18 protein-coding genes and 1 pseudogene are annotated in these 22,570 nt (G+C 53.5%); 12 read left to right on the top strand and 7 right to left on the bottom strand.

Annotated elements, in window-relative coordinates:
• Window positions 1-360 precede the first annotated feature (360 nt).
• Window positions 361-1,671, bottom strand: coding sequence for an IS701 family transposase (locus V0288_RS11455; RefSeq protein ID WP_332865231.1), 1,311 nt, complete (start codon window positions 1,669-1,671; stop codon window positions 361-363).
• Between the two features lie 502 nt (window positions 1,672-2,173).
• On the opposite strand from V0288_RS11455, the gene sfnG reads away from it, so the two are divergent.
• The 5 genes and pseudogenes from sfnG (at window position 2,174) to V0288_RS11480 (ending at window position 7,718) form a co-directional block, all read left to right on the top strand.
• The gene (gene sfnG, locus V0288_RS11460) at window positions 2,174-3,271 is read left to right on the top strand and encodes a dimethylsulfone monooxygenase SfnG (protein WP_332865232.1); all 1,098 of its coding nucleotides are present in this window, start codon (window positions 2,174-2,176) and stop codon (window positions 3,269-3,271) included.
• 119 nt (window positions 3,272-3,390) lie between these two features.
• A complete protein-coding gene (locus V0288_RS11465; RefSeq protein ID WP_332865233.1) occupies window positions 3,391-4,605 on the top strand; it encodes an SfnB family sulfur acquisition oxidoreductase in 1,215 nt (404 codons plus the stop codon).
• Window positions 4,606-4,650: 45 nt separating this feature from the next.
• Entirely contained in the window at window positions 4,651-5,226 is a 576-nt protein-coding gene (ssuE, locus tag V0288_RS11470; protein WP_332865234.1) for an NADPH-dependent FMN reductase, read from the top strand.
• A gap of 128 nt (window positions 5,227-5,354) precedes the next feature.
• Window positions 5,355-6,437 (top strand): annotated as a pseudogene (gene ribB, locus V0288_RS11475) (3,4-dihydroxy-2-butanone-4-phosphate synthase); the annotation flags it as partial.
• A 96-nt stretch (window positions 6,438-6,533) separates the two neighbouring features.
• On the top strand, window positions 6,534-7,718 hold the full coding sequence (locus V0288_RS11480) for an acyl-CoA dehydrogenase family protein (protein ID WP_332865235.1): 1,185 nt from the start codon (window positions 6,534-6,536) through the stop codon (window positions 7,716-7,718).
• A gap of 358 nt (window positions 7,719-8,076) precedes the next feature.
• On the opposite strand, the gene V0288_RS11485 is transcribed toward V0288_RS11480, so the two are convergent.
• The 4 genes from V0288_RS11485 to V0288_RS11500 all read right to left on the bottom strand — a co-directional run bounded on the left by V0288_RS11485 (window position 8,077) and on the right by V0288_RS11500 (window position 12,139).
• A complete protein-coding gene (locus tag V0288_RS11485) occupies window positions 8,077-8,979 on the bottom strand; it encodes a phytanoyl-CoA dioxygenase family protein (RefSeq protein WP_332865236.1) in 903 nt (300 codons plus the stop codon).
• A gap of 222 nt (window positions 8,980-9,201) precedes the next feature.
• Complete coding sequence (locus V0288_RS11490; RefSeq protein WP_332865237.1) at window positions 9,202-10,044, bottom strand: ABC transporter ATP-binding protein; 843 nt, start codon at window positions 10,042-10,044, stop codon at window positions 9,202-9,204.
• A 13-nt stretch (window positions 10,045-10,057) separates the two neighbouring features.
• On the bottom strand, window positions 10,058-11,116 hold the full coding sequence (locus V0288_RS11495) for a taurine ABC transporter substrate-binding protein (RefSeq protein ID WP_332865238.1): 1,059 nt from the start codon (window positions 11,114-11,116) through the stop codon (window positions 10,058-10,060).
• Between the two features lie 189 nt (window positions 11,117-11,305).
• Window positions 11,306-12,139, bottom strand: coding sequence for an ABC transporter permease (locus tag V0288_RS11500; RefSeq protein WP_332865239.1), 834 nt, complete (start codon window positions 12,137-12,139; stop codon window positions 11,306-11,308).
• A gap of 486 nt (window positions 12,140-12,625) precedes the next feature.
• On the opposite strand from V0288_RS11500, the gene V0288_RS11505 reads away from it, so the two are divergent.
• The 3 genes from V0288_RS11505 to V0288_RS11515 all read left to right on the top strand — a co-directional run bounded on the left by V0288_RS11505 (window position 12,626) and on the right by V0288_RS11515 (window position 16,041).
• Entirely contained in the window at window positions 12,626-14,173 is a 1,548-nt protein-coding gene (locus tag V0288_RS11505; protein WP_332865240.1) for an iron uptake porin, read from the top strand.
• Window positions 14,174-14,546: 373 nt separating this feature from the next.
• The gene (locus tag V0288_RS11510; protein ID WP_332865241.1) at window positions 14,547-15,077 is read left to right on the top strand and encodes a sterol desaturase family protein; all 531 of its coding nucleotides are present in this window, start codon (window positions 14,547-14,549) and stop codon (window positions 15,075-15,077) included.
• A 313-nt stretch (window positions 15,078-15,390) separates the two neighbouring features.
• Window positions 15,391-16,041, top strand: a complete 651-nt coding sequence (locus V0288_RS11515; protein WP_332865242.1) for a hypothetical protein — start codon at window positions 15,391-15,393, stop codon at window positions 16,039-16,041.
• Window positions 16,042-16,213: 172 nt separating this feature from the next.
• Here the strand turns inward: V0288_RS11515 and V0288_RS11520 are convergent, their stop codons facing one another.
• Together V0288_RS11520 and V0288_RS11525 are read right to left on the bottom strand one after the other, a co-directional pair.
• Window positions 16,214-16,813, bottom strand: a complete 600-nt coding sequence (locus tag V0288_RS11520; protein WP_332865243.1) for a beta-class carbonic anhydrase — start codon at window positions 16,811-16,813, stop codon at window positions 16,214-16,216.
• Window positions 16,814-17,154: 341 nt separating this feature from the next.
• A complete protein-coding gene (locus V0288_RS11525; RefSeq protein ID WP_332865244.1) occupies window positions 17,155-18,312 on the bottom strand; it encodes a sulfate ABC transporter substrate-binding protein in 1,158 nt (385 codons plus the stop codon).
• A gap of 391 nt (window positions 18,313-18,703) precedes the next feature.
• On the opposite strand from V0288_RS11525, the gene V0288_RS11530 reads away from it, so the two are divergent.
• Genes V0288_RS11530 through V0288_RS11545 form a run of 4 tightly spaced genes read left to right on the top strand, consistent with a single transcriptional unit; the run spans window position 18,704 to window position 22,378 of the window.
• On the top strand, window positions 18,704-19,231 hold the full coding sequence (locus V0288_RS11530; protein WP_332865245.1) for a DUF4242 domain-containing protein: 528 nt from the start codon (window positions 18,704-18,706) through the stop codon (window positions 19,229-19,231).
• Between the two features lie 15 nt (window positions 19,232-19,246).
• On the top strand, window positions 19,247-20,371 hold the full coding sequence (locus tag V0288_RS11535) for an acyl-CoA dehydrogenase family protein (protein ID WP_332865246.1): 1,125 nt from the start codon (window positions 19,247-19,249) through the stop codon (window positions 20,369-20,371).
• Window positions 20,368-21,186 (top strand): ABC transporter ATP-binding protein, encoded by an 819-nt coding sequence (locus V0288_RS11540; protein WP_332865247.1) that lies wholly within the window; start codon window positions 20,368-20,370, stop codon window positions 21,184-21,186. The genes V0288_RS11535 and V0288_RS11540 overlap by 4 nt, the downstream gene beginning before the upstream one ends.
• Window positions 21,170-22,378: an ABC transporter substrate-binding protein gene (locus V0288_RS11545; protein ID WP_332865248.1), complete on the top strand. Its 1,209-nt coding sequence runs from the start codon at window positions 21,170-21,172 to the stop codon at window positions 22,376-22,378. The genes V0288_RS11540 and V0288_RS11545 overlap by 17 nt, the downstream gene beginning before the upstream one ends.
• Window positions 22,379-22,570 lie beyond the last annotated feature (192 nt).

The following is a 22,570-nucleotide window of genomic DNA, read 5'->3' on the forward strand; positions in this document are numbered from 1 at the left end:
CGGATACGAGCGAACACTACAAACTTTCAATAGAAGAGTCGATCCGCGTTAAAGAACTCAAACCAATTCGATTATCTTTATTCCCCGACGAGACGGCTTCCACATCCTTTTGATACGGGTCGGGATTCAAGCCAGTTCGGACGGATTAATTCACGGGGGATTTCCAGTAGATACGGCGGGAGGGAAATTTTCCTAATCCTACATTGCCACGGGATTCAACATTTCTGACATTTCTCCAGTTCCCGCCAGAATTTTCGCTCGGAAGGTCTACCTTAGGAAAAAGGTTTCCCGTCGATCAATATGCCTGGCGGAAACAGGATACCTCCCCGTTCGGCTAGGGATTATCTCTCTTCTGTCACTCTAGTCAGAGGAACAGTAAAAGTCATTCCAAAAATGGAGTAGATATTGCAAAGGTTTAAAGTCATTTATTTTGTCAATAAGTCTAGGCAATCCTAGAGAAAGTTGAGGGATTGGAAATACTTTTAGCCATCTTAAAATTAGATTAAAACAAATGAATGGCTGGAAAATTAATTGAAGGTTATTTAATCCATTTTTCCAACCTTTTCCCTCGTCCCATCGAGAATGTTCCGAGAAAGGTTCCGACACGGGAACCACGGAAGGATTGAACGATTCGTTGTGAAGACACACTAGCAAATAGGCGGACATAACCAATTCCCACCACTTTTCTATCTCCGCGTAATCCGTGAAGCGGAAATCCGACGAACCTAACTCATCTTTTCTGTTTCGGAACCCCTTTTCTTCCCAAGCTCTAATTTTATACATCCCACCCACCTCTCGGTATTTTACACCGGGGATTTTGGTCATCACTAACCAGGTCGAGGAGGAGGGAACGTTTTCTTTATCGGTTGTTATTTCCCAATATTGTACCGTTCTTCTTTTTCCATAAATGATCTCTCGAATATATCTCTTCTCCTCTTTTCCATCCCATCGAATATGTGGGAATTCTCTCCATTTATTCACTCTCACTTTTTGCTCCTTCGGTAGCCACACCCCATGATTACTGAGGATTCCCACCGCGTACTCTATGTTTAATTCGTCCAATACTCTCAAAAAATTGCTCCCGCTCTCACCGTAAAGACTGTCCGCTAATACTCTCTTGATTTTAAAACCCATTTTTATCAACTCTTTAACCAGCTTTGCTCCGATCTCCGGTTTCGTCTCGTACTGGTCTCCCTCTTTCAACCTCTCTCTAGGTTTATAAACTTGAAAAATCAACGGAAAGACAATTCCGTCCACGTAGCCATACGCGTTTACCGAGACGATTCCATTTTCAACTTTGCCGACATTTCCAATGTATTGCCTCTTGACATAATCCGTTTTATTTCCTTTTTTTACATCTCCTGTTTCGTCAATTATTACTTGAATCTCTCGGCTTTCTAGGATTTTTAAAATTAGGCTTAATCTTCTTTTTTTTAGTTCCTCCGCTGACCACGGGGATTGACTGACAAAATGATGCAATCCTTGAGCGTTGTCTAATCCGACCACTTCCGCTATCGCCGGCAAAGTCTTTCTTTTTAGATTACTAATTAGTCCGACATGAAGATATTTGAAGCTCTCGTAAGCTCGTACATCTACGAATAGGTCTCGATACAATTCACAGTAGCTGTCTATAGAAGGGAGGGTAATTCGGGCGGGGCGAGGCGCGACCATTGTCCGTGTCTAGCTTTGGGACTTTTTTTCTAATTCTATTCTACCCGATTTGACACAAGAGAGTTATACCAAATCCTGTTACCACGGTATAGTTATCCAGGGGTCTGGAATCCCGCTATAGCGGGAAAGTCATAAATTTTTTAAAAGCGGATTTGGTATTATCCCCCGATCGAGTTGATAGCGAGCGTCTCCGACTTCCCCGGCTCGGCGATCGAGCGTGAACGGTTTCCACTATCTTAAATTTCGGAATGTTCCGATTCCCTGTGCCTTCACCCTACCCGGTTTACCGCGCGATCGGAAATAGCCCGGTCTAAAACGGTAGAGAAAAACGGGATTCGAGTATAGCGAAACACTACGGCGGCGATCGTCGATCGCTACACTGAAAACAAACAACTGTATTCCGCTCGGCTTTTAGTTTTTTTGAAAATAGCCGCGGCCTGTTTCGGGTCGGGAGTGGCGGTCGTCGGGATATACAGTCTTTTGCGGTAAGGAGTCACCGTTTATGGTAGATATCAAGTTCGCGTACTGGGTTCCGAATGTCAGTGGCGGGTTAGTGGTTAGTAAAATCCCGCAGAACACCGACTGGACATACGATTACAACGCGTGGTTGGCGCAAACCGCCGAAGAGGTAGGATTTGACTACGCGTTAGCGCAGGCCCGATTTATCGCCAGCTACGGCGCGGAGTATCAACTAGAAGCGCTCGCTACCGTCGCCGCGTTAGCGCCCGTCACTCGAAAAATTACCCTAATCGCCGCCGTCCATCCCGGTTTGTGGCATCCGGGAGTCGTAGCTAAAATCGGTTCGACGATCGATGTCATTTCTAACGGTCGTTTCGCGCTCAATATCGTCAGTGGCTGGTTTAAAGGCGAGTTCACCATCTACGGCGAACCTTGGCTCGATCACGACGAGCGCTACCGTCGCTCCGAGGAATTTATCCGCGTTCTCAAGGGATTATGGACGGAGGACGAGTTTCATTTTAAAGGCGATTTCTACCGTATCAACGGCGGTTGGGTCAAACCCCGACCCGTGAACGATCGACCCCACCCCGAAATTTTCCAAGGGGGTAACTCTAAAGCGGCCCGACAGATGGCCGGTAGGGTATCGGATTGGTATTTCATGAACGGCAACACGATCGAGGGAGTCCGCGAACAGATCGAGGAAGTTTCCGCGCTGGCCCGTCAGTCAGGTCGCCAGGTTAAATTCGGCCTCAACGCGTTTATCCTCGTCCGCGACACCGAGAAAGAAGCCCACGAGGTACTACGGGAGATTATCGCCAAAGCCGACCGGGAAGCCGTCGAGGGATTCGGCGAGGCGGTGAAACAGGCGGGCGCGGCCACTAGCGAAAAGGTGGGAATGTGGGCGAATTCCAATTTTGAAGATCTGGTGCAGTACAACGACGGTTTCCGCTCCGGCCTGATCGGTACAAAAGAACAGGTGGCGGAAAAAATCCAGCAATTTCACGCCGCGGGGGTCGATCTGATTCTCGGCGGTTTCCTCCACTACAGCGACGATCTACCGGCCTTCGGTCGCGAGGTGATTCCCTTGGTGCGCGAACTGCCTTCCCGTCGTTCCGTTGTCGAGGAATTGGCTTTAGTGTGACGGAGAGTCAGGAGTCAGGAGTCAGGAGTCAGGAGGCGGAATCTGTAAAACTCTCGCTTTCGTTCATCCACTTCTGACGGTCTACCTATTCATTGATTCAATCTCAAGGAGCGGAAATTATGACTACGTTAGTAAATGTGGAAACGGAACCGAGAGCGCGGGTAATTCAAGACGATCAGGAAGCGATCGCTATTGCCAAGGAACTGGCGATCGAATTCGCGAAAGAAGATTCCCTCCGCGATCGCGAGCGCCGTTTACCGGTGGAAGAAGTCAAGAAATTCTCCCAAAGCGGGCTGTGGGGAATTATCGTTCCCAAAGAATACGGCGGCGCGGGCGTGTCCTACGCCACCCTAGCGGAAGTGATCGCGATTATTTCCGAGGCGGATTCGAGTTTGGGACAGATTCCCCAGAATCATCTTTATATGGTGGAAGCGATCCGACTCGACGGCACGGAGGAACAGAAGCGATTTTTCTTCGATCTGGTATTGCAGGGCAAACGCTTCGGTAACGCTTTCTCGGAGATCGGCACGAAATCGGTCACGGACGTGCGGACGGCTTTAACGCGATCGGGCGACGGTTACGTTCTTAACGGACGCAAGTATTATTCCGCCGGCGCGCTTCTCGCCCATTGGATTCCGACGATCGCCGCGAACGAGGAGGGGAAAACGATCGTCGCTTTTGTCGAACGGGACGCGGAAGGCTTGACCCTGCTCGATGATTGGACGAGTTTCGGTCAGCGTACCACCGCGAGCGGTACGACGATTCTCGAAAACGTCAAGGTGAAACCGGAATACGTCATCCCCCACTATCTCGCGTTCGAGCGGGCGACCCCGATGGGCGCGGTCGCGCAGATTATTCAAGCGGCGGTGGACGTGGGTATCGCCAAGGCCGCCCTACGGGATACCCTCTATTTCGTCCGTAACCATACCCGTCCTTGGGTGGACAGCGACCTAGAACACGGCTACGAAGATCCCCTAACCCTCTACAATCTGGGTAACGTGATCCTGCAAATTCACGCGTCCGAAGCGCTCCTGCGACGCGCCGGGGAGTTTATCGACGCGGCCTACGAATCGGGTTTAGAAGAGGCGAAAGTGGTGGAATCCTCGATCGCCGTCGCCGAGGCCAAAGCGATCGCCACGGAAGCCTCCCTACTGGCGACGAATAAACTCTTTGAACTGGCCGGCACGAAATCGACCCTACAGGAATTCAACTACGATCGCCACTGGCGCAACGCCCGCGCCCACACCCTCCACGACCCGGTTCGCTGGAAATACTACGCGATCGGCAATTATTTCCTCAACGGCGCGAATCCGCCCCGCCATCCGTGGCTCTAAACACCCGCGCCCGTCAAAACCCTACAACCCATCCAGGAGATTACCATGGCCAATATTCTCTCGATCGCCGGCAATCCGACCGATCCTTCCAGAACCTACGGATTAGTTCAATACGTGAACGGATTACTAGAAAAAGAAGGGTTTCACACCGATACGATCGCCGTTCGCGACTTTTCCCCGGAAGAGCTAATTCACGGACGCTACGATAGTCCGGATTTGGAACCGATTAAAGCCCTGCTAGAACAGGCCGACGGGGTTATCGTCGCGACCCCGATCTATAAAGCCGCCTATACGGGACTGTTGAAAGCTTTCTTAGATTTACTTCCCCAACGGGCGTTCGAGGGCAAAGTGGTACTGCCGATCGCCACGGGAGGCACGATCGCCCATCTACTGGCGATCGATTACGCGCTCAAACCCGTTCTCTCGGAACTGAAGGCGCGCCATATCCTCGGCGGTGTTTACGCGGTCGATAAACAATTGCCATTCAAACCGGGCGGCGAACTCCAGCCCGACGGGGAAATCGAGGAAAGAGTCCGGGGGGCGGTAAGGGATCTCATCGCCGCGGTCAATCTACACCGATCGGCGAGCGCGGAAAAATCGGCTTCTCCCGCGTTGGTTTAGTCACAAACGTGGCAGAAAGTCAATAGTCCTTTCGTTAGAATATTTTTTTAACCGCTTCTTGCATGATCGAGCCTACACTTTCCCTTCCCTCTTTTTCCCGAAGCGTTATCGGTCATCAACCGAATTCGATCGAACCCCGATTCGACCCGATCGATCTCGCCCTCGCCGCCCTGCGATCGGGGCGGGCCGCGGTCGTCGTGGACGATGAAAACCGGGAGAGCAAGGGGAGTTTAGTCTGTGCCGCCGAGTTCGCCACGCCGACGATGATTAACTTTATGGCCACGCGGGCCCGAGGATTAATCTGTTTGGCCATGACCGGCGATCGCTTGGACGAATTGCGAGTACCGCTCATGGTGGAAGGAAAAGGCGCTCTCTTTCAGACCGCGTTTACCGTTAGCATCGATGCAACACCGCGTTACGGGATCACCACCGGGATCTCCGCGAGCGATCGGGCCCGTACCGTTCAAGTGGCGATCGATCCCGCGACTACCCCCGACGATCTCTGCCGTCCAGGTCATATTTTCCCGCTCCGATCTCGCGCGGGCGGGGTTTTCGAGCGCGCCGGCCACACCGAGGCCGCGGTGGATCTCGCCCGTCTAGCCGGCCTCTACCCGGCCGGGGTCATCTGCGAGATCCAGAACCTTGACGGTTCGATGGCGCGTTTACCGGAGTTGTTCGTCTACGCGAGCGATCACGATCTACCGATTATCCGAATCGCCGATCTGATCCGCTACCGCGAGCGGGTGGAACTCTCGGTTCGCCGGGAAGCGATCGCCCGTCTACCCACGGAATTCGGCGAGTTCGAGATCTACGCGTACCGCGATCTCCTCGACGGTTCGGAAGTAACGGCGATCGTTAAGGGCGATCCGGCCGGGTTCGGCGATCGGATTCCCGCGGTCGGAATTCATTCCGAGTGTTTCGCCGGGGATGTTCTCGGTTCGATCGAGTGCGATTGTCTTCAGAAATTGCATAAGGCTCTACGGTTCATCGAAGCCGAAGGACAGGGGATTCTGGTTTATCTCAAATCGGGGGAACCGAAAAGTTTCGTAAATCATCACGGAACTCACTCTTTACAGGAGTTAAATGGGGGGACGGCGCGGTTAGCGGCGGGAATCTTTCAAGATCTGGGAGTACGGAAGATTCATTTACTAACGGACAATTCTCGAAACGCGAGCGAATTACAAGAGCGCGGCATCGAGATCGTCGAGCGGAGCGCTCCCGTTACCGAAACCGAGCGATCGTATTCCCGCGGGCAACGGGAAAAGTTCGAGCGGATCGTACAATTCAGTTAAGATTCGATCGAGATTATGCGGGTATCCGATATTCAATCTACGGAAGATTATTTAGCGTTAGGCGCTTCTCTGGCGGCGGAATTCGTCGTCGATGCCGTCGAACGGGATCGCCGGGGCGGAACCCCGAAACCGGCGCGCGATCGTATCCGCGAGAGCGGCCTTTTAAAATTAATTATCCCGGAAGAATACGGGGGGATAGGGGAAAGTTGGATCACCCTATTCGGGATCGTTCGGGAGTTCGCGAAGGTGGATAGTTCGATCGCCCATATTTTTTCCTACCATCATCTCGGGGTAATCGTTCCCCATCTTTTCGGGACGGACGAACAGAAGGAGTATTTTTATCGGGAAACGGCGCGACAGAATTGGTTTTGGGCTAACGCGTTGAACCCCTTGGATCGGCGGACGACGATCGCGCCCGAGGGGGAGATTTTCCGATTGGAAGGAAAGAAAAGCTTCTGTTCCGGCTCGTGGGATTCGGATATATTACCGGTCACGGCGATCGATCGGGAGACGGGTAAAATCTCGGTTTTCGTGGTTCCCACCGGTCGCGAGGGGGTAGAATTACACGCCGATTGGGATAATATGGGTCAGCGGCAAACCGATAGCGGCAGTGTTTCTTTTCATAACGTAAAGGTTTACCCGAAGGAGTTTTTCGGTTCGCGAGGGTTTCCCGCGCCGCCTTTCGCGACTTTTCGCGCCTGTTTGGGGCAGTTGAATCTAGCGCATATATATTTGGGGATCGCGCTCGGGGCTTTCGAGGCCGCGCGACGGTACACGCGGGAACAAACCCGGCCTTGGTTAACTTCCGGGGTCGATCGCGCGACGGAAGATCCTTATATCCTGCATCACTACGGCAGTCTGTGGGTCGATTTAGAGGCGGTCGGTTGTCTGGTCGATCGCGCGACGGAAATTCTACAGGACGCGTGGGAAGACCGGTGGGATCTGAGCGAAGAAAAGCGAGGTCGCTGTGCCGTGGCAATCGCGACCGCGAAGGTAGCGGCGACGAAAACCGGTTTAGAGGTCGCCAATCGGATCTTCGAGTTGATGGGGGCGAGGGCGACGGCGAGTGCCTACGGGTTCGATCGCTACTGGCGGAATCTTCGTACTTTCACCCTCCACGATCCCGTCGATTATAAAATTCGCGATCTGGGAAATTGGATAGTAAACGAAAAATTTCCCGAGCCGAATTTTTATTCGTGAGACTTCTAGTGGTCTGTCTATCTTAAATTGACGGGTTGAGACAGGCGGGGAGAACAGGAAGAGCGGAGGAAGATCTCACTGTCACAAACATTTCCCGTTCCCCGTTCCCCGTTCCCCGTTCCCCGTTCCCCGTTCCCCGTTCCCCGTTCCCCGTTCCCCGTCAAAATTAGCTTGACACAGCACTAGATCCCGCGGTTAAAATCCTGAAAACACAAAATATTTTCAGCGTCGCTTATCCGCGGTATGAATTTCGTTTTTCGCGCCCGATCCGATCTCTCGGGCGATCGGGTTTTCTCGTTTCACACCTTTCGGGTATCATACTCCCGTTCAGCAACACCCGCTCGGGAAAGCGACGGAATCACGCGCGGGTTACGAGCGGTCTCGTCAACGCGTCGGGGCAATAATCCGCGAGGAAGGGCGATCGATACCCCTCCGCCGTCCAGAGAATCGGGAAAAAGTTCTCGTCCATCATCGTATCGCCGACCCGTTTGTATCTGCCGAAAATGTAACTCGCCCCCGTCGGTTGAAATCGGGCGTTATCGGGCAGGAGATGCACCCCCAAACTACGGCGGATCGTGTCGGAGCGTCGGTTGGGGCCGGAACCGTGCCAGAGATAACCGTGATGGATGACCGCGCTCCCCGCGGGAACCTCGATCGCCACGATATCGAGATCGGTGATTCCCAGAGCGCTCGCCGCCTCTTCCATCGCGTATCGGTACCATCGCTCCGGCGCGTGAAAATCCCCCGGTCTCTCCACCAGCGGCCAGCGATGGGAACCGCGAACGTACTCGATCGTTCCCCCGTCGGCGCGGGTGTCATCTAGCGTTAACCAGCAGGTCATCGATAGCGGCGGATCGAGATAGCTGACGTAGGTCGCGTCCTGATGGAACGCGATTTCCTTGCCCTTCGGCGGCTTCATCCAGAGGGTATCCTGTCCCATCCGGGCCCCCGACCAACCCGCCAGAGTCGCCACGATCCGGGCGATCTCCGCCGATAGGACAACACCGGCGATCGTCCGATCGCTTTTCCAAACGTTGCCCATGTGACGGGTCACGTCCGACAGACTCATCCCCGTTCGCCAGTACCACTCGTCCGGATAGATACCCGTATCGAACTCTCCCGAGAATAGGGGATCGAATCGACCGGCCAGGCGCTCCACCAGTTCCCGATCGAGAAACCGTTCGAGAACTAGAAAGCCATCCCGATCAAAGCTCTCGATCTGTTCGGCGCTCAAGGTCAATCCCGTTTTGTCATGATTCATAAAATTCGCGCGCGTCTCGATACTGTACCTACTCTACCGTTGATTCTCTCCCCGGTTCGGGAATCTCCAGCACTAACGTTAATTCAGAAAATAGCGGCGAACTCGCGATCGTCGAGAGCCGATCGAGTCTCGGATTCCGTCAGACGCGGATCGCGTGGACATGGGAGGTCGAATTACGTCCTTGGGTAGAGAATTTTTAGAGAGTTTCGCGATAATTAAGGGCTACATCCGCTCGATCGCCTCGATCTCGTCGCTCCGAATACTATCCACCAAATTTTCCCGCATCTCCACGAATTCCCGCGATAACCGCAAAGAAGCCGGCGTTACCCCGTCGGGACGGTAGGCGAAAGGATTAGTCATCTCTTTCACCACGCGACCGGGGCGAGCGTGTAGGATAACGATACGGGTGGCGAGTAATAACGCCTCTTCCACGTCGTGGGTGATAAAAAAGATCGTTTTCCCCGTTTTCTGCCAGATCCCTCTTAGATGGGTTTGGATCGATTCACGGGTCAGCGCGTCGAGCGCGCCGAAGGGTTCGTCCATTAAAATAATCGCCGGTTCCGCCGCGAGGGTACGGGCTATCGCCACGCGTTGTTGCATTCCCCCGGAAAGCTGATAGGGGAGAAGATTCGCCGCGTCCGCGAGTCCCACCATCTCCAGGGTCGCGGATACCCGTTGTTTCCGTTCTCGCGCGCTGACTCCTTTCATTTTCGGCCCGAACTCGACATTTTTGGCGATCGATAACCACGGGAACAGGTTTGGACGCTGGAACACGACTCCCACATCGGGATCGGGTTTCGTGTGGCGTTTCCCGGCAACGGTGACGATTCCCGTCGTCGGCGGTTGATAGCCCGCCAATACCCGTAATAATGTGGTTTTACCGCACCCGGAAGAACCTAACACGCAGACGAAATCCCCCGAAAACAAACTCAGATCGATGTCGCGTAGGACTTCGTGGCGATCGCTACCCGTTCCGAAGGTAACGCCCACGTCGGTCAGTTCGCAAACGATCGCCTCTCGCGTCAGAGGATCGGAGAGAGTTTTCGAGGGAATAGAGGAACTCATGGATTTTCAGAATTTAGAGAGCTTTGGTGAGGAGGCTTTTCTGGAAGGCGGCTAGATCGGGAGCGTTGGTGATTTTTTTCTGTTTGACCGCGAAATCTGCCGAATCTTTGAGGATTTTCGCGAACTCGCCGGGATCGTTCGGGGTTCCCAGATACTTCGGCGATCGCTGTTCGATCGAATCCAACCAGATCAACTCTTTAACCGCGGCGGCCGTTTCCTCCGGCGTGATATTCAGTTCCTTGGCGAGAGCCTTCGTCGCGCTCTCCGGATCGTCCCGGTACGCCTTAACCGCCTCGTCCAACACGCCGATATATTTTTTAACCGCATCGGGATACTGCTCGGCGAATTCCGATCGAACCGCGCCGAGATCCGCGGTGATAATGCCTTTCTTGGCGAGATCGGCCGAGGAGATCAGCACCTTTCCTCCATCTTTCTGAAGTTTACTCAAATTCGGTTGCCAGACATAACTCGCGTCGATATCTCCCCTCTGCCAGGCGGCGACGATATCGGGAGGTTGCAGATCGAGAATTTTCAGGTCTTTCTGCGGGATATTTTCCAGCGCGAGCAGGGATTCTAGGGAAAAGTGGGCGGTGGAACCGAAGGGAGTGGCGACTTTTTTGCCCTTAAGATCGGCGATCGAATTGATGCCCGGCTTCGCGATCAACGCCTCGGCCGCGCCGATCACGTCGAGGATAAAATACACCTGATAGGGTAATCCGCTGGCGATGCCCACGCTGGCGGGAACCGTTCCCAACGCGCCGAAATCGATCCCTTTCGCGGCGATCGCCGTGTTCACATCCCGCCCCGAATCGAAGCTGATGTATTCTACCTTGGAATCGGGAAACGCTTTCTCGGTTAACCCCAACGCCTTCGCCAGTAATTCGGGATTGGGAATTACCTGATAGCCGATCCGGATTTTTTCCGGAACCGTCCCGGTCGTCGCGGGCGCGGCCGCGGTAGTGGGCGATGGATTGGAAGAACTCCCGGTTTTCTCGCTGACACAGCTAGAGATAATGACAGGTAAACTCGCGCCCAACAGACCGAATAATATTTCTCTACGTTTCAATGACATAAGACCTCTTGTGGGATTCAAAAATTGTCGTGTGGTTAAGGAGTCAGGAGTCAGGAGAAATTATCGTTAAAAAGTCCAGAAAAATTCTATTTATCTTGTACGATTCCGGTTTTTGAACTTTTTAGATTCTCAAAAACGAAGGGTACGAGAGGTCGATCGGATATCTCGTCGCAATCACTAAAAAAAAGCTCACGCGTCGCGACCGATCCACGGCAGTCGCGTTCTCTCTATCCAACGGATGCCCGAGTCGATCGCTATCGCTATCAGTCCCATGAGGATGATGCCGACGAAAATGACATCGCTCCGGAGAAATTTACTCGCGTCGAGTACCATCCAACCGATCCCGGACGCGGCGGCGACCATTTCGGCCGCGACCAAAGTAGAATAGGAAACCCCGATCGCCGTTCGCAGTCCGGTGAAGATCTCCGGCAGACAGGACGGGAAAATGACATAGAGAAATAACCGCCAACCGGACGCGCCGAGCGATCGCGCGCCGTTGATCCGGTCGATCGAGATCCGTTCCACCCCGGAAACCACCGCCAGAAAAAGCGGGGCGAAGGCCGCCAGGAATAAAAGGGCGATTTTGGAAGGATTCTCGATACCTAGCCAGATAACTAATAAGGTGTAATAAGCGAGCGGGGGAAGGGGTCGATAGAACTCGATAATCGGGTCGAGAGCCGCCCGGATCGGCTTGGAGAAACCGCACAACATTCCTAACGGGATAGCGGTCACGATCGCCAGCGATAGCGCGGCGATCAGTCGGTACATACTCTGAAACAGGTGATAGAGGAGCGAGTTTCCCTTGTAGCCCTCGGACAGGATATCGAGAAACGCCGACCAAACCGCGGCGGGAGAGGGAAGAAAGAGGGGATTCACCCAACCGAGCGCCGTACTAATCCACCAGAGCGCGAAAATCAGCAGAACCGATCCCGCGGAAATGGCTCGCTCCGAAGAAAAAAAACGGGCGATCGGCGATATTCTAAATTGATTTTTGGCGTTTCGCCCTGTTTTTCGAGAAACCATAACGCTCTTTCGGGAATAGTTAAAGGGGGCGGGAGGCGGGAGGAATAATAAAGCGTAAGATGTCTAAAATTCGACTCCGAAAGCGATCTATTCTCCTATCCAACCAATTTTCAAGCTTTTAGATAGCGAAAAATGAATCGCGCTTCGAGGTCTCGAAAACTTTTTCCCGCTCAAGAGGCTTGTAACCCGTTGGTTTCCGGTCAGGAAATAGCGATCGCTTCCCAGGTAACTAGGAAACGATCGGGCAACAGATACATTGTCTTGTTGTGCCTGCTACTAAACTTCCGACAACTAGCCAGATCGTCGAGATTTCTCTAAAATACAGTAACTCGATCGGAAAAGTCAAGTTTAAAAATTCCCGTCCGATCGAAAAGCCAAGCCTTCCTGACAAAGCCCGTCCGACCCCTTTTGCGGAGAAGGATCGTCGATATAATACGGTAAATTTATCAACTTACTGTATTTATTGTGGTGAAGGAGTCTACGATCATGTTCGATCGATTCCAGGTTCGATTACTATTCGGCTCGGCTATTCTCGGGATAGCCCTAGTAACCGCCAACCCGTCGCGAGCTGACGAGGATAACTTTTTAGAAAACCGGCCGCCGATGGCCCAGATCACTTCCGTTTCCCAATTACGGGACGTATCGCCGAGCGCGTGGGCCTATCAAGCGCTACAACAATTAGTGGAACGTTACGGCTGTATCGTCGGCTATCCCGATCGGACTTTCCGGGGCGATCGGGCCTTGACGCGATGGGAGTTCGCGGCGGGATTGAACGCCTGTCTGAACACGATCGAGCGTTTGCTTCAAGAGAATGTAGCGATCGTCCGCGAGGACATCGACGCGCTGAACCGATTAGCGGAGGAATTCGCCGCCGAACTGGCCGCTTTGGGAGCCAGACTCGATAATCTCGAACAGCGCGCCGCCTTTCTGGAAGACCATCAATTCTCGACAACGACGAAACTAACCGGGGAAGTGATCTTCGCCCTTACCGACGCGTTCCAGGGTTCGACGCGGGGAAGTGTCGCCGTACTTCAGGATCGGGCGCGTCTGGTTTTCGGCTCTAGCTTCACCGGAAAAGACCGTCTAACCGTTCGACTGGCCGCGAGTAACGCGGCCCGATTTCAACTGCCCGGATTCCCGAATAACGCCCAGGGAAACCAAACCTTTAACCTCCCGCCTGGCAACGGGAACGATATCGTCCTTGACTGGCTCTCTTACGAGTTTCGCGTGGGCGATCTGTTCGTTTATCTTCCCGCCCATAGCGGTCGCTGGTGGGATTTCGCCCCGACGCTTAACCCCGTGATCGGCGGCGGGACGAGCGGCCGGAAAGCGCTGAGTATCTTCGCCCAATTCAATCCCATCTATACCCTCGGCGGTGGTGCGGGTGTCGGTCTCAACTACAATATCGGCAAACAGTTCACCTTTAGTACGGGCTATCTGGCGGGAGACGGCTCATCGGGCAATCCCGCCCCCGGAAAAGGTTTATTTAACGGGGAATATAACACGCTGTTCCAATTCACGTGGTCGCCGGGCGCGAACGCGGGGATCGCGCTCACCTACGTCCACGCGTATCAACCGAGCGGCCCTCTCTTCGATTTCGGTACGGGAGGGGCGAAGATCGGTACGGCTCCCGCGAACGCTCCCTTTAGCGGGCCGGTTTCCTCGAACTCCTACGGCGCTTCCGGTTTCTACCAGTTCAATCCCTACGCGATCCTTAACGGCTTCTTCGGTTATACGAACGCCAGAACCACTAGCGGCTCCGGTAGTGCCGATATCTGGTATTACGGGCTAGGACTCGGCCTTCCCGATCTGGGAAAAGAGGGTAATTTGGGCGGTCTCGTGGTGGGCGCGGAACCGTATCGAGGAGATACTAGCCCGAACGATTTCTCGCTCCATCTAGAAGCGTTTTACAAGTACCAGTTGACGAACAATATCTCGATCACGCCGGGGGTAATCTGGATCACCGCTCCCAACCAAGACGCGAGCAATCCCGACGCGATCATCGGGACGGTTAGAACCACCTTCACGTTTTAATCGGCGATCGGGCGGGTAAATTACCGATCGAAACTCTATCCCTACCCGTGACGGGATTTTACTCCGCCCGAGATCGTTCGATCGATAGCGGGATTCTGCCGTTCGGTTTTTCCTGGAGCGATCGCTTCCGGATACTATGGCGGCTTGTCTCCCGCTATTCGTCGCGCGTGGCCGAAGTCGATACAAGATATAAAAAAAATTTTCCGCGAGCCTCACCTTAGAAAAATCTCGATAATTGCAACTCGTTATACCGAGAAGAGACGATGGCTCGATTTAAAATTCACAGAAAATTAACCCGTACATAACGAAAATTTTACTTAACTTCTGTACAGTCAGTTGCAGACCATTATCGGCGTGAAGAAAGGAGACAATTTTGATAACGCTTATCCTAAAAGCCCTCTCGATCGCTCTGGCTCTCCTACTCCTCGGTGACTCGATTTCCACGTTTCTCTACCATGTACCGGAACACGTTTTCGGTAAATTTCACGCCGAGGTACATCACGGGAAAAATCGGAACTTCTTTCACTACGCGGTGCTAACCCGAAATCCTTGGGTTTTACTCGATGGATTTCTCGGCGCTCTCCCCTACTTTATCTTTGTGCCTTGGTTCTGGACGATTTCGCCGGTGGGAACGATTCTCGGCTTAATTCTAGGGGAATTACACGTTATCTGGCGACACGTTTCGATTTTAAACTGGGGAACCCCGGTGCCGATCGCGCGAATTTGCGATCGCCTCTATATTACCACCCCGGAACGTCACTGGTTACACCATCAGAACGCGATGGTCGCCTACGGTGATATTTTCACTTTTTACGATCGTCCCGCGCACGCCTGGCTATCGTGGTTAACCGCGAAGAAAAAAGAACTCAAATCACGCGCTCGCGATCGGGAGAACGCGGGATAATCTCTCTGGAAAGTTGTACTCGATCCTCGTATATCGCGCTACTGGAAAATTCGGGCGATCGAAAAAAATATTGATACACTGTAGCTAGAAGAATTTAAGATAGTCCCGACAACCCTAGAGCGTCGATCTCGATTCTAGGAGCGTTGATTCGATCTCGATCGCTTATCAAAGCGTTGGATGGATTTCCGTAAAATTTTTCTCGACGCGCGCTTCGCTAGGAACAGACTAGCGATTCCTGTTTGATGGAGCGCTATTTTCTCGTGGGGACTGTTGCCTCGATCGCCGACCTTTCTTATTTCAGGATAGATATTGTATGGCCTTACTATCTTCTTTCGAGCTAATCGTACAGCGAATCATTCCGAATACCGTAACCCCGTCCGGAATTCCTAATCCTGTGGCGGTTCAAGCCTACTTCCTGTTACTATCTAACCCTTCTACCGAGATCGCCGAGGTTACGTTAACTTTTATTTCTAACCCAGACACGGACGGGCCGAGTAATTTTAACGGAGGGGGTATCGTACCGGATGGGGATAAAAACTTCGGGCCGGTCACTTCCTTTATCAATCTGGCTAATTTCAGTCCTTTAACTACTTTTAAAATTAAGGACGATTTTACGGCCGTGGCTACCTTTAGCCTTCCCCCGTCGGGTACGGCCTTATTGCTCCTACAACCCGATGTTTCCCCACTACAAAAATTCGATCGAACCACGGAAAACTTTAACTTTGAACTCCGGGGATTTGTCAATATCGACGCGAATCCGGGGGTATCGATCCTCGCGTCCCCTCAAGTTCGGGGAACGTTTTTCGATCTAGGGGAAACCGGGGAATTATTAGCGCCTCCCATCCTACAACCGTCCGCGGTAACTCTAACGGCGGAAGAAGCGGAGCGAAAACTTTCCCTCCGAGCTTACGCTCAACAGGCGTATTCTTTGCCCACGGCGGGTAGTGCATTGTATCAATTTTAAGCGACAAAAACCATCGATAGACAGAACCTCGAAAAAGTCAAACCGGCGCGGGATAGATTCGCGCGAGTCAAATCGAATCTCTACCGGTTTAACAAGTATCGAGGTTTCGGTCTGTAGGGCGATCGCGGGCGATCGCCTTCTAGAGTAAAAAAGACCGATCAATCGGGAATTCTCACACTTCCACGGCGGTAGTCTCTACCCGACCGATTTCCGTCGCCTTGGGAACCTCGATCAATTGTCCCGTTTTCACATCGTAGATAAATCCGTAGATCGGAATTGTTGGCGGCACGAGGGGGTGTTGGCGAATTCGTTTCACATCCACGAACACGCTTTCCGCCAGATCCTGAAAGGTTAACCAATCGACGAATTCCGCTTCCGTCGATCCGGGTCCCCGTCCGGTATCCCGCCAATCTTCGCCATCGAAAATCGCGGTTTCTAAACTGTTGGCCAGCAATTGCCGGATAACGCGATCGGTAAAGAGTTGCATCCCGCAGTCGGTGTGGTGGATGACGAACCACTCGCGGGTTCCCAATAGTTTATAGGAGATCACCAAGGAGCGGATCGCGTCATCGCTCGCGCGTCCCCCCGCGTTGCGGATAACGTGGGCATCTCCTTCCGCCAGCCCCGCGTACTTCGCCGGGTCGAGACGGGCATCCATGCAGGTGAGAATAGCGAAACGACGACCGGGAGGCAGGGGTAAGTCGCCTTTATCCCCGAAATCGGTTACGTATTCTTGATTGGCGGACAGCACTTCCTGTAGAACTTGGCTCATAGTTGAATTTTCCTCGACGATAGGATCGCGATCTAGTAAATACACTAAACCGATAGATAAACTTGATTTTATCGAATCCTATCTTTCTCGGGATGTTCTCTATATACTTTTCGCGCCGGGATAACAGACCTCCCGCGAAAATCAAAAATCTCTCGTCGGGACAGGAGTCAGGAGTCAGGAGAAGAAAGAAGAATTCAAGAGATCGTAAAGGTACAAAAAGTATATTTTCGCTAGATATTCTCGAAATCTTCATTTTTTAGCTAGATTTTGCTTTTGCCAGAGATCTAACGATCGAGACCGGATAGACGATCTCGATCGACGGGGGAGAATCCACGCTATCTTTAGGTCGCTGTACTGACCGAACGGAAAATCCGCGATACTAGCGCGCCGCTATCGAAAAACTCCCGTCGGATCTTCTGCCAGCCCCCGTAATCTTTCACCGTCGCGAGGGAAGAAACCGCGGGATAACGCGGCCCGACATTCGGGTCAACGCTCCGATAACCGATCTTGGCGAATTCCTCCCGCGCTTCCGGACTGTAGAGATAGCGGACGAAAGCTTCCGCCACTTCCCGGGTTTTATGTTCGTCCGCGTTTTTATCGACGACGGCGACGGGATTATCGATCGAAAAATTCACATCGGGGACGCGATAGGAAAGTTTCTGTCCCTTGCTCTCTTTGAGAATCACCTCGTTCTCGTAGGTGAGTAGAACATCTCCCCGACCCTGTTGGAAAAAGTCTAGGGTCGCTTGACGCGCGCTTCTGGGAAGACTCGGGGCGTTTTTATATACCCGCGTCAGGAAATCCAGGGTTTTCGCCTCGTCCGCGCCGGATTGTTTCGCCGCGTTCCACAGGGCGAGGAAATTCCAGCGGCCACCGCCGGAGGTGAAGGGATTCGGGGTGATCACTTGAATCCCGTCCTTGGTGAGATCGTTCCAGGTCGAGATCCCTTTCGGATCGCCGGAGCGGGTAACGATCGCCACCACCGACCTCGTGACGATACTCTCGTCGGGAAATTCTTCCTGCCAGCCCGCGTTAATTAGACCGGCTTCCTCGATTTTCATCACGTCGGGAGCGAGGGAAAGGTGTACCACGTCCGCCTCTTCGCGTCCCTCGACCACCAGAAGCGCCTGCGTCGCCGACGCGCCGTAACTCTGTTTAAAGCCTACCGTCTGTCCGTGTTCTTGGCGCCATTTCTCGACAAATTTCGGAATAATGCGATCGTAAGCCGCTTTTGTCACCGAAAAAGAAACTAAATTCAGTTCCACGTCCGCTTTCGGCGCGGTGGTCGTCTCTTTCGTCGGGGTGGGGCTACACGCCGCGATCGCCAAGCTTATACTCAATCCGATCAGTAGCCAATAAAGGAAACCCGACATCGGTTGAGACCGGGTAAAGTTTCCGAAAAATTTCTTTTGTAACTGTCCGGCCCGTCGCCGAACCCGATCGATAAACGCTCCCGCGCCCTGAACCCGAATTAAGTTACGGTTCAGATTTTTTTCCATAGTTTTTCTCTAGAACTCAGACTTCTCGGAATATTATACTTAATTCCGATCGATTTTAAGTAAATTATGTTAAGAATGGTTAAATCGCGTGATATTTCGAGGAAGAGGCGACGGGCAAAGACGGTTTCGATAGCGGGTGAAAAATAGTACAGATCGAGAGCGCGCGCCGAAAAAATGGCGTATTGTAGCGAACTTGTTTCCGATAAATTCTTTTAAAAATCTATAATTTTCGGGGCGCTACTTAATAAAAATTCACGCGGGCGATCGATCTCGATTTTTCCCGATCGCGCGGGGACGATCGCCCGATCGATGGCCTTTCCCGCTCAATGACGCGTTCCTCTTTCCAAAAATACTGTAAACTGATAGATTAAGTGTAGTTTACGAAATGCCTATGACTCTGTATTTAATAGAAAGCGGTCTGAAAGAGCGCACAACAGAGGAAGTGGGCGAGATCCTAGAACGGATCGCGACATTCGCCCTCAAATCGAACGGGGAACTGATCGAAGCCCAGATCGGCGAGGATCGAGAGCGGCTATTCCTGATCTTGGAAGCGATCGATCGCCCTTCCGTCCAACAGATCTTAGAAATCGGTGGCTTGACCCCGGATCTCGTCAAGGAAGCGCGTCTAGTCGGGCAAGACCTTGCCAGCGTCCGGGAGCGCAAGGATAAAGCCAATTACCTCGTGCAGTGGAACCTACCCGCGGGGTTAACGATGGACGCGTACCTGCAACGCAAGGCGGAAAAAACGCCGCTCTACGCGAAAGTTCCCGAGGTATCGTTCGAGCGTACCTACGTCTGTGAAGACCTCAGTAAATGCCTCTGTTTCTACGACAGTCCCGATGAAGCGGGAGTTAAACGGGCTAGAGAGGCGGTCGGCGCTCCCATCGACAGCTTGACCCCGATTCGCAAGGTTCATTAAGGGGGAGGAACGGTTATGCCGGCGCGAAACTTTGAAATTCGCTCGTTTCTGGAAGAACGGGCCGATCGCCTCAACGACGGTACACCGGGTGTTAGTGTCGGGGATTCCCTCGCGCTACTCGGCCGCTCGGGTTGGTTAGGGTACGGAATCCCTGAAAATCTCGGCGGAAGTGGTGGCTCGCTGTTCGACGCGGTAGAGGCGATCGCCGCGGTTTCGGAATCCTGTTTGACTAGCGGTTTCGTTTTCTGGTGCCAGCGGGTTTTTCTCGAATATCTCGTCGCGAGTGACAATCCGTGGCTACAGGAGAAAGTTCTGCCGCGAGTCCTATCCGGAGAGATCGCCGGCGCGACGGGACTCTCGAACGCGATGAAATACCTTTCCGGGATCGAGGAGTTGCGGTTAGAAGCGGAGATCGATCGAGAAACGGTCACGCTGAACGGTTTCCTACCGTGGGCTTCCAATCTCGACGATTCGGGGGAATTCGTCGTCGCGGTCGCCGCGCGCGCCCCGGACGGGGAATCTCTCGTCGTCGCGGTTCCCTCCGTCGCCAAAGGGTTGAAACGGGGCGAGGACTTACAATTACTCGGACTACAGGCTTCCCGAACCGGCACGATCGAACTCGATCGGGTACAACTCTCCCGTTACTGGATCATCAGTAGAGAGGCCGGGGTTTTTTTACCGAAAGTTCGCCCTCGTTTTCTCCTGCTCCAGTGCGGTCTGGCCCTGGGAATCGCGAGGCGCGCGTTACAAGAAGCGGGCGAAAGTTTACGGGGAGCGGCGAGTCTGTCCGCGGAACGCCACGCGGAAACCCGTCATTTTCTAGACACGTTAGAACATCTCATCGAGGATTTAAGCTGGCCCGAAAACCTCGATACCCGACAAATCCGCGAATTATTCGAGTTGAGAGTGGCGATCACCCGATTGGCGGTGAGGTCGGTCTGGTTGGAAGCGGAAGTCAAGGGAGGGAACGGGTATTTCCGCGATAGCGCGACCGCTCGCCGCACGCGGGAGGTAGCTTTCCTGCCCGTGTTAACCCCTAGCCTCGTTCAACTAGAGCGGGAATTACAGCGTCAGGCTCTCACCGATAAAGTCGTTCCTTTCGATCGAGAGAGACCGAGAGAGCGGGGGAGGGGGGAATGAGATCGATCGAGGTGGCTAACGATTTAGATCCCGCCGTTTTAACCGTTCGCGGACTGGAAAAACGCTACAGCACCCGTCGCCACTCCCTCACCGTCTTCGAGGACATTAACCTACGAGTTCGATCGGGCGAGGTGGTCTGTTTGCTCGGGGCGAGTGGCTGTGGGAAATCGACCCTACTCGCGACGATCGCCGGTTTACAGAGTGCCGATCGCGGCGAGATCGTCTTACACTCGCGACCCTTGAACGGGCCCGATCCCCGGATCTCGATCGTCTTCCAATCGCCCGCCCTCCTGCCGTGGTTAACGGTGTGGCGAAATGTGGCTTTCGGTCTGAAATTACGGCGAATGCCCCCGATCGAGCGCGAGGAACTGCGGGAACGGGTTCACACCGCTCTCTATAGCGTGAAATTGGCGGGATTCGAGCGCGCCTATCCCCACCAACTATCGGGAGGCATGGCGCAGAGGGTCGCGCTCGCCCGCGCCCTCGCCCGCCGTCCGTCGCTTCTTCTCCTCGACGAGCCGTTTAGCGCCCTCGACGCGATCACCCGGTTGGAGATGCAGAAACTCCTCTTGGAGGCGATCGATCTCCACCACAGCACGGTTCTCCTCGTCACCCACGATATCGATGAGGCTTTACTGGTGGGCGATCGAGTTCTCCTGATGGCCCGCCACCCGGTAGGCATCCGTCGGGAATGGACGATCCCGATCCCGAAACCCCGATTCGAGGGATCGCGGGTTCTCGGCGACCTACGAATGGAAATTTTGCAAGAATTAGCCCGCGTGATGACGGGAAACGCCTATGAACCTACACGATAACTGTCTATGTTGCGGTATGAGCCGCCGGGATTTTCTCAAACTGTCGGGACTGTTCACGACTTCCCTGGGCGCGGCGATCGCGGCCGATAGTACGCCCCTACCGGCGATCGCGCGATCGGACGACCAACCGGTGAAAATCGGCTATCTACCGATTACCGACGCGGCTCCCCTGTTGGTAGCCCATTCCCGAAAACTGTACGAGGCGGAGGGGTTGACGACCGAACCCCCGCGGCTTTTCCGATCGTGGGCCCAGATCGTCGAGGCGTTTCTCGCCCGACAGGTGAACGTGATTCACGTTCTCGCGCCCACCTCGATCTGGATTCGCTACGGGCGGAATTTTCCCGCCAAGATCGTCGCGTGGAACCATACCAACGGTTCCGCGCTCACCGTCCTCCCGGATATCGAGAACCCGAAAGAGTTGGGCGGCCGGACGATCGCCGTTCCCTTCTGGTACTCGATCCATAATGTTGTCCTGCAACAACTCCTCTCGCGAAACGGGTTGAAAATCGTCCGGAAACCGAACGACGCGCCGATCGCCAAAAACGAGGTGAATCTCGTCGTTCTCCCGCCCCCGGATATGGTTTCCGCCCTCGCCAACAAGAGTATCGGCGGTTATATCGTCGCCGAACCGTTCAACGCGGCGGCGGAGAATCTGAAAACGGGAAGGATTTTCCGTTTTACCGGGGACGTGTGGAAAAATCACGCCTGTTGTGTCGTGTTCGTTCACGAGGAAGATATTACCCAGCGGAAACAATGGACGCAGAAGGTGGTAAACGCCCTCGTCAAAGCGCAACTCTGGTCGCGGGGCAATCGTTCCGAGGTGGCGCGGATTCTCTCGAAGGATGGCGGTAAATACACGCCCCATCCCCTGCCGGTGTTAGAGCGCGCGCTCACCTACTACGATCGCTCCTTCTACGGCAAGGACGGGGCGATCGAGAACCCGGATTGGAAAATCAACCGGATCGATTTCCAGCCCTATCCTTTTCCTTCCTACACCGAACAACTGGTGCGTTTACTCAAAACCACTCAGGTAGAGGGAAATAACGATTTTCTCCAGAAATTGCAACCGCGGCAGGTCGCGCGGGATCTAGTGGACGATTCCTTTGTCCGTAACGCGTTAAAACAAGTCGGCGGCCCGAAAGCCTTCGGTTTACCGAATAATCTCTCCCGCGCCGAGACGATCGAGTTTTAAAGGCAGGAGACAGGAGAATGATAGACCTCTGGCAAAAGTGAGAGTTGAAAGTCAAAATCAAATCGAGGCTTATATTTTCAAGAATATTGGTTAAAAAAGGTTTTATTGCCTTTTTATAAGGTCTTTATTTCTCCTTTCTCGTTCTGACTCCTGACTCCGAACTCCTGACTCCTGACTCCTTAACCACACGAC

The organism is Pannus brasiliensis CCIBt3594 (genome assembly GCF_036688125.1).
GTDB classification, from domain to species: Bacteria; Cyanobacteriota; Cyanobacteriia; order Cyanobacteriales; family Microcystaceae; genus Pannus; species Pannus brasiliensis.

Excerpts from the sequence above, each read along its gene's own strand:
- V0288_RS11455 (WP_332865231.1), bottom strand. The coding sequence starts at position 1,671 with ATGGTCGCGCCTCGCCCCGCCCGAATTACCCTCCCTTCTATAGACAGC.
- V0288_RS11480 (WP_332865235.1), top strand. The coding sequence starts at position 6,534 with ATGCGGGTATCCGATATTCAATCTACGGAAGATTATTTAGCGTTAGGC.
- V0288_RS11530 (WP_332865245.1), top strand. The coding sequence starts at position 18,704 with ATGACTCTGTATTTAATAGAAAGCGGTCTGAAAGAGCGCACAACAGAG.
- ssuE (WP_332865234.1), top strand. The coding sequence starts at position 4,651 with ATGGCCAATATTCTCTCGATCGCCGGCAATCCGACCGATCCTTCCAGA.
- V0288_RS11525 (WP_332865244.1), bottom strand. The coding sequence starts at position 18,312 with ATGGAAAAAAATCTGAACCGTAACTTAATTCGGGTTCAGGGCGCGGGA.
- V0288_RS11505 (WP_332865240.1), top strand. The coding sequence starts at position 12,626 with ATGTTCGATCGATTCCAGGTTCGATTACTATTCGGCTCGGCTATTCTC.
- V0288_RS11545 (WP_332865248.1), top strand. The coding sequence starts at position 21,170 with ATGAACCTACACGATAACTGTCTATGTTGCGGTATGAGCCGCCGGGAT.
- V0288_RS11500 (WP_332865239.1), bottom strand. The coding sequence starts at position 12,139 with ATGGTTTCTCGAAAAACAGGGCGAAACGCCAAAAATCAATTTAGAATA.
- V0288_RS11520 (WP_332865243.1), bottom strand. The coding sequence starts at position 16,813 with ATGAGCCAAGTTCTACAGGAAGTGCTGTCCGCCAATCAAGAATACGTA.
- V0288_RS11485 (WP_332865236.1), bottom strand. The coding sequence starts at position 8,979 with ATGAATCATGACAAAACGGGATTGACCTTGAGCGCCGAACAGATCGAG.
- V0288_RS11540 (WP_332865247.1), top strand. The coding sequence starts at position 20,368 with ATGAGATCGATCGAGGTGGCTAACGATTTAGATCCCGCCGTTTTAACC.
- V0288_RS11535 (WP_332865246.1), top strand. The coding sequence starts at position 19,247 with ATGCCGGCGCGAAACTTTGAAATTCGCTCGTTTCTGGAAGAACGGGCC.
- V0288_RS11515 (WP_332865242.1), top strand. The coding sequence starts at position 15,391 with ATGGCCTTACTATCTTCTTTCGAGCTAATCGTACAGCGAATCATTCCG.
- V0288_RS11495 (WP_332865238.1), bottom strand. The coding sequence starts at position 11,116 with ATGTCATTGAAACGTAGAGAAATATTATTCGGTCTGTTGGGCGCGAGT.
- V0288_RS11465 (WP_332865233.1), top strand. The coding sequence starts at position 3,391 with ATGACTACGTTAGTAAATGTGGAAACGGAACCGAGAGCGCGGGTAATT.
- V0288_RS11490 (WP_332865237.1), bottom strand. The coding sequence starts at position 10,044 with ATGAGTTCCTCTATTCCCTCGAAAACTCTCTCCGATCCTCTGACGCGA.
- sfnG (WP_332865232.1), top strand. The coding sequence starts at position 2,174 with ATGGTAGATATCAAGTTCGCGTACTGGGTTCCGAATGTCAGTGGCGGG.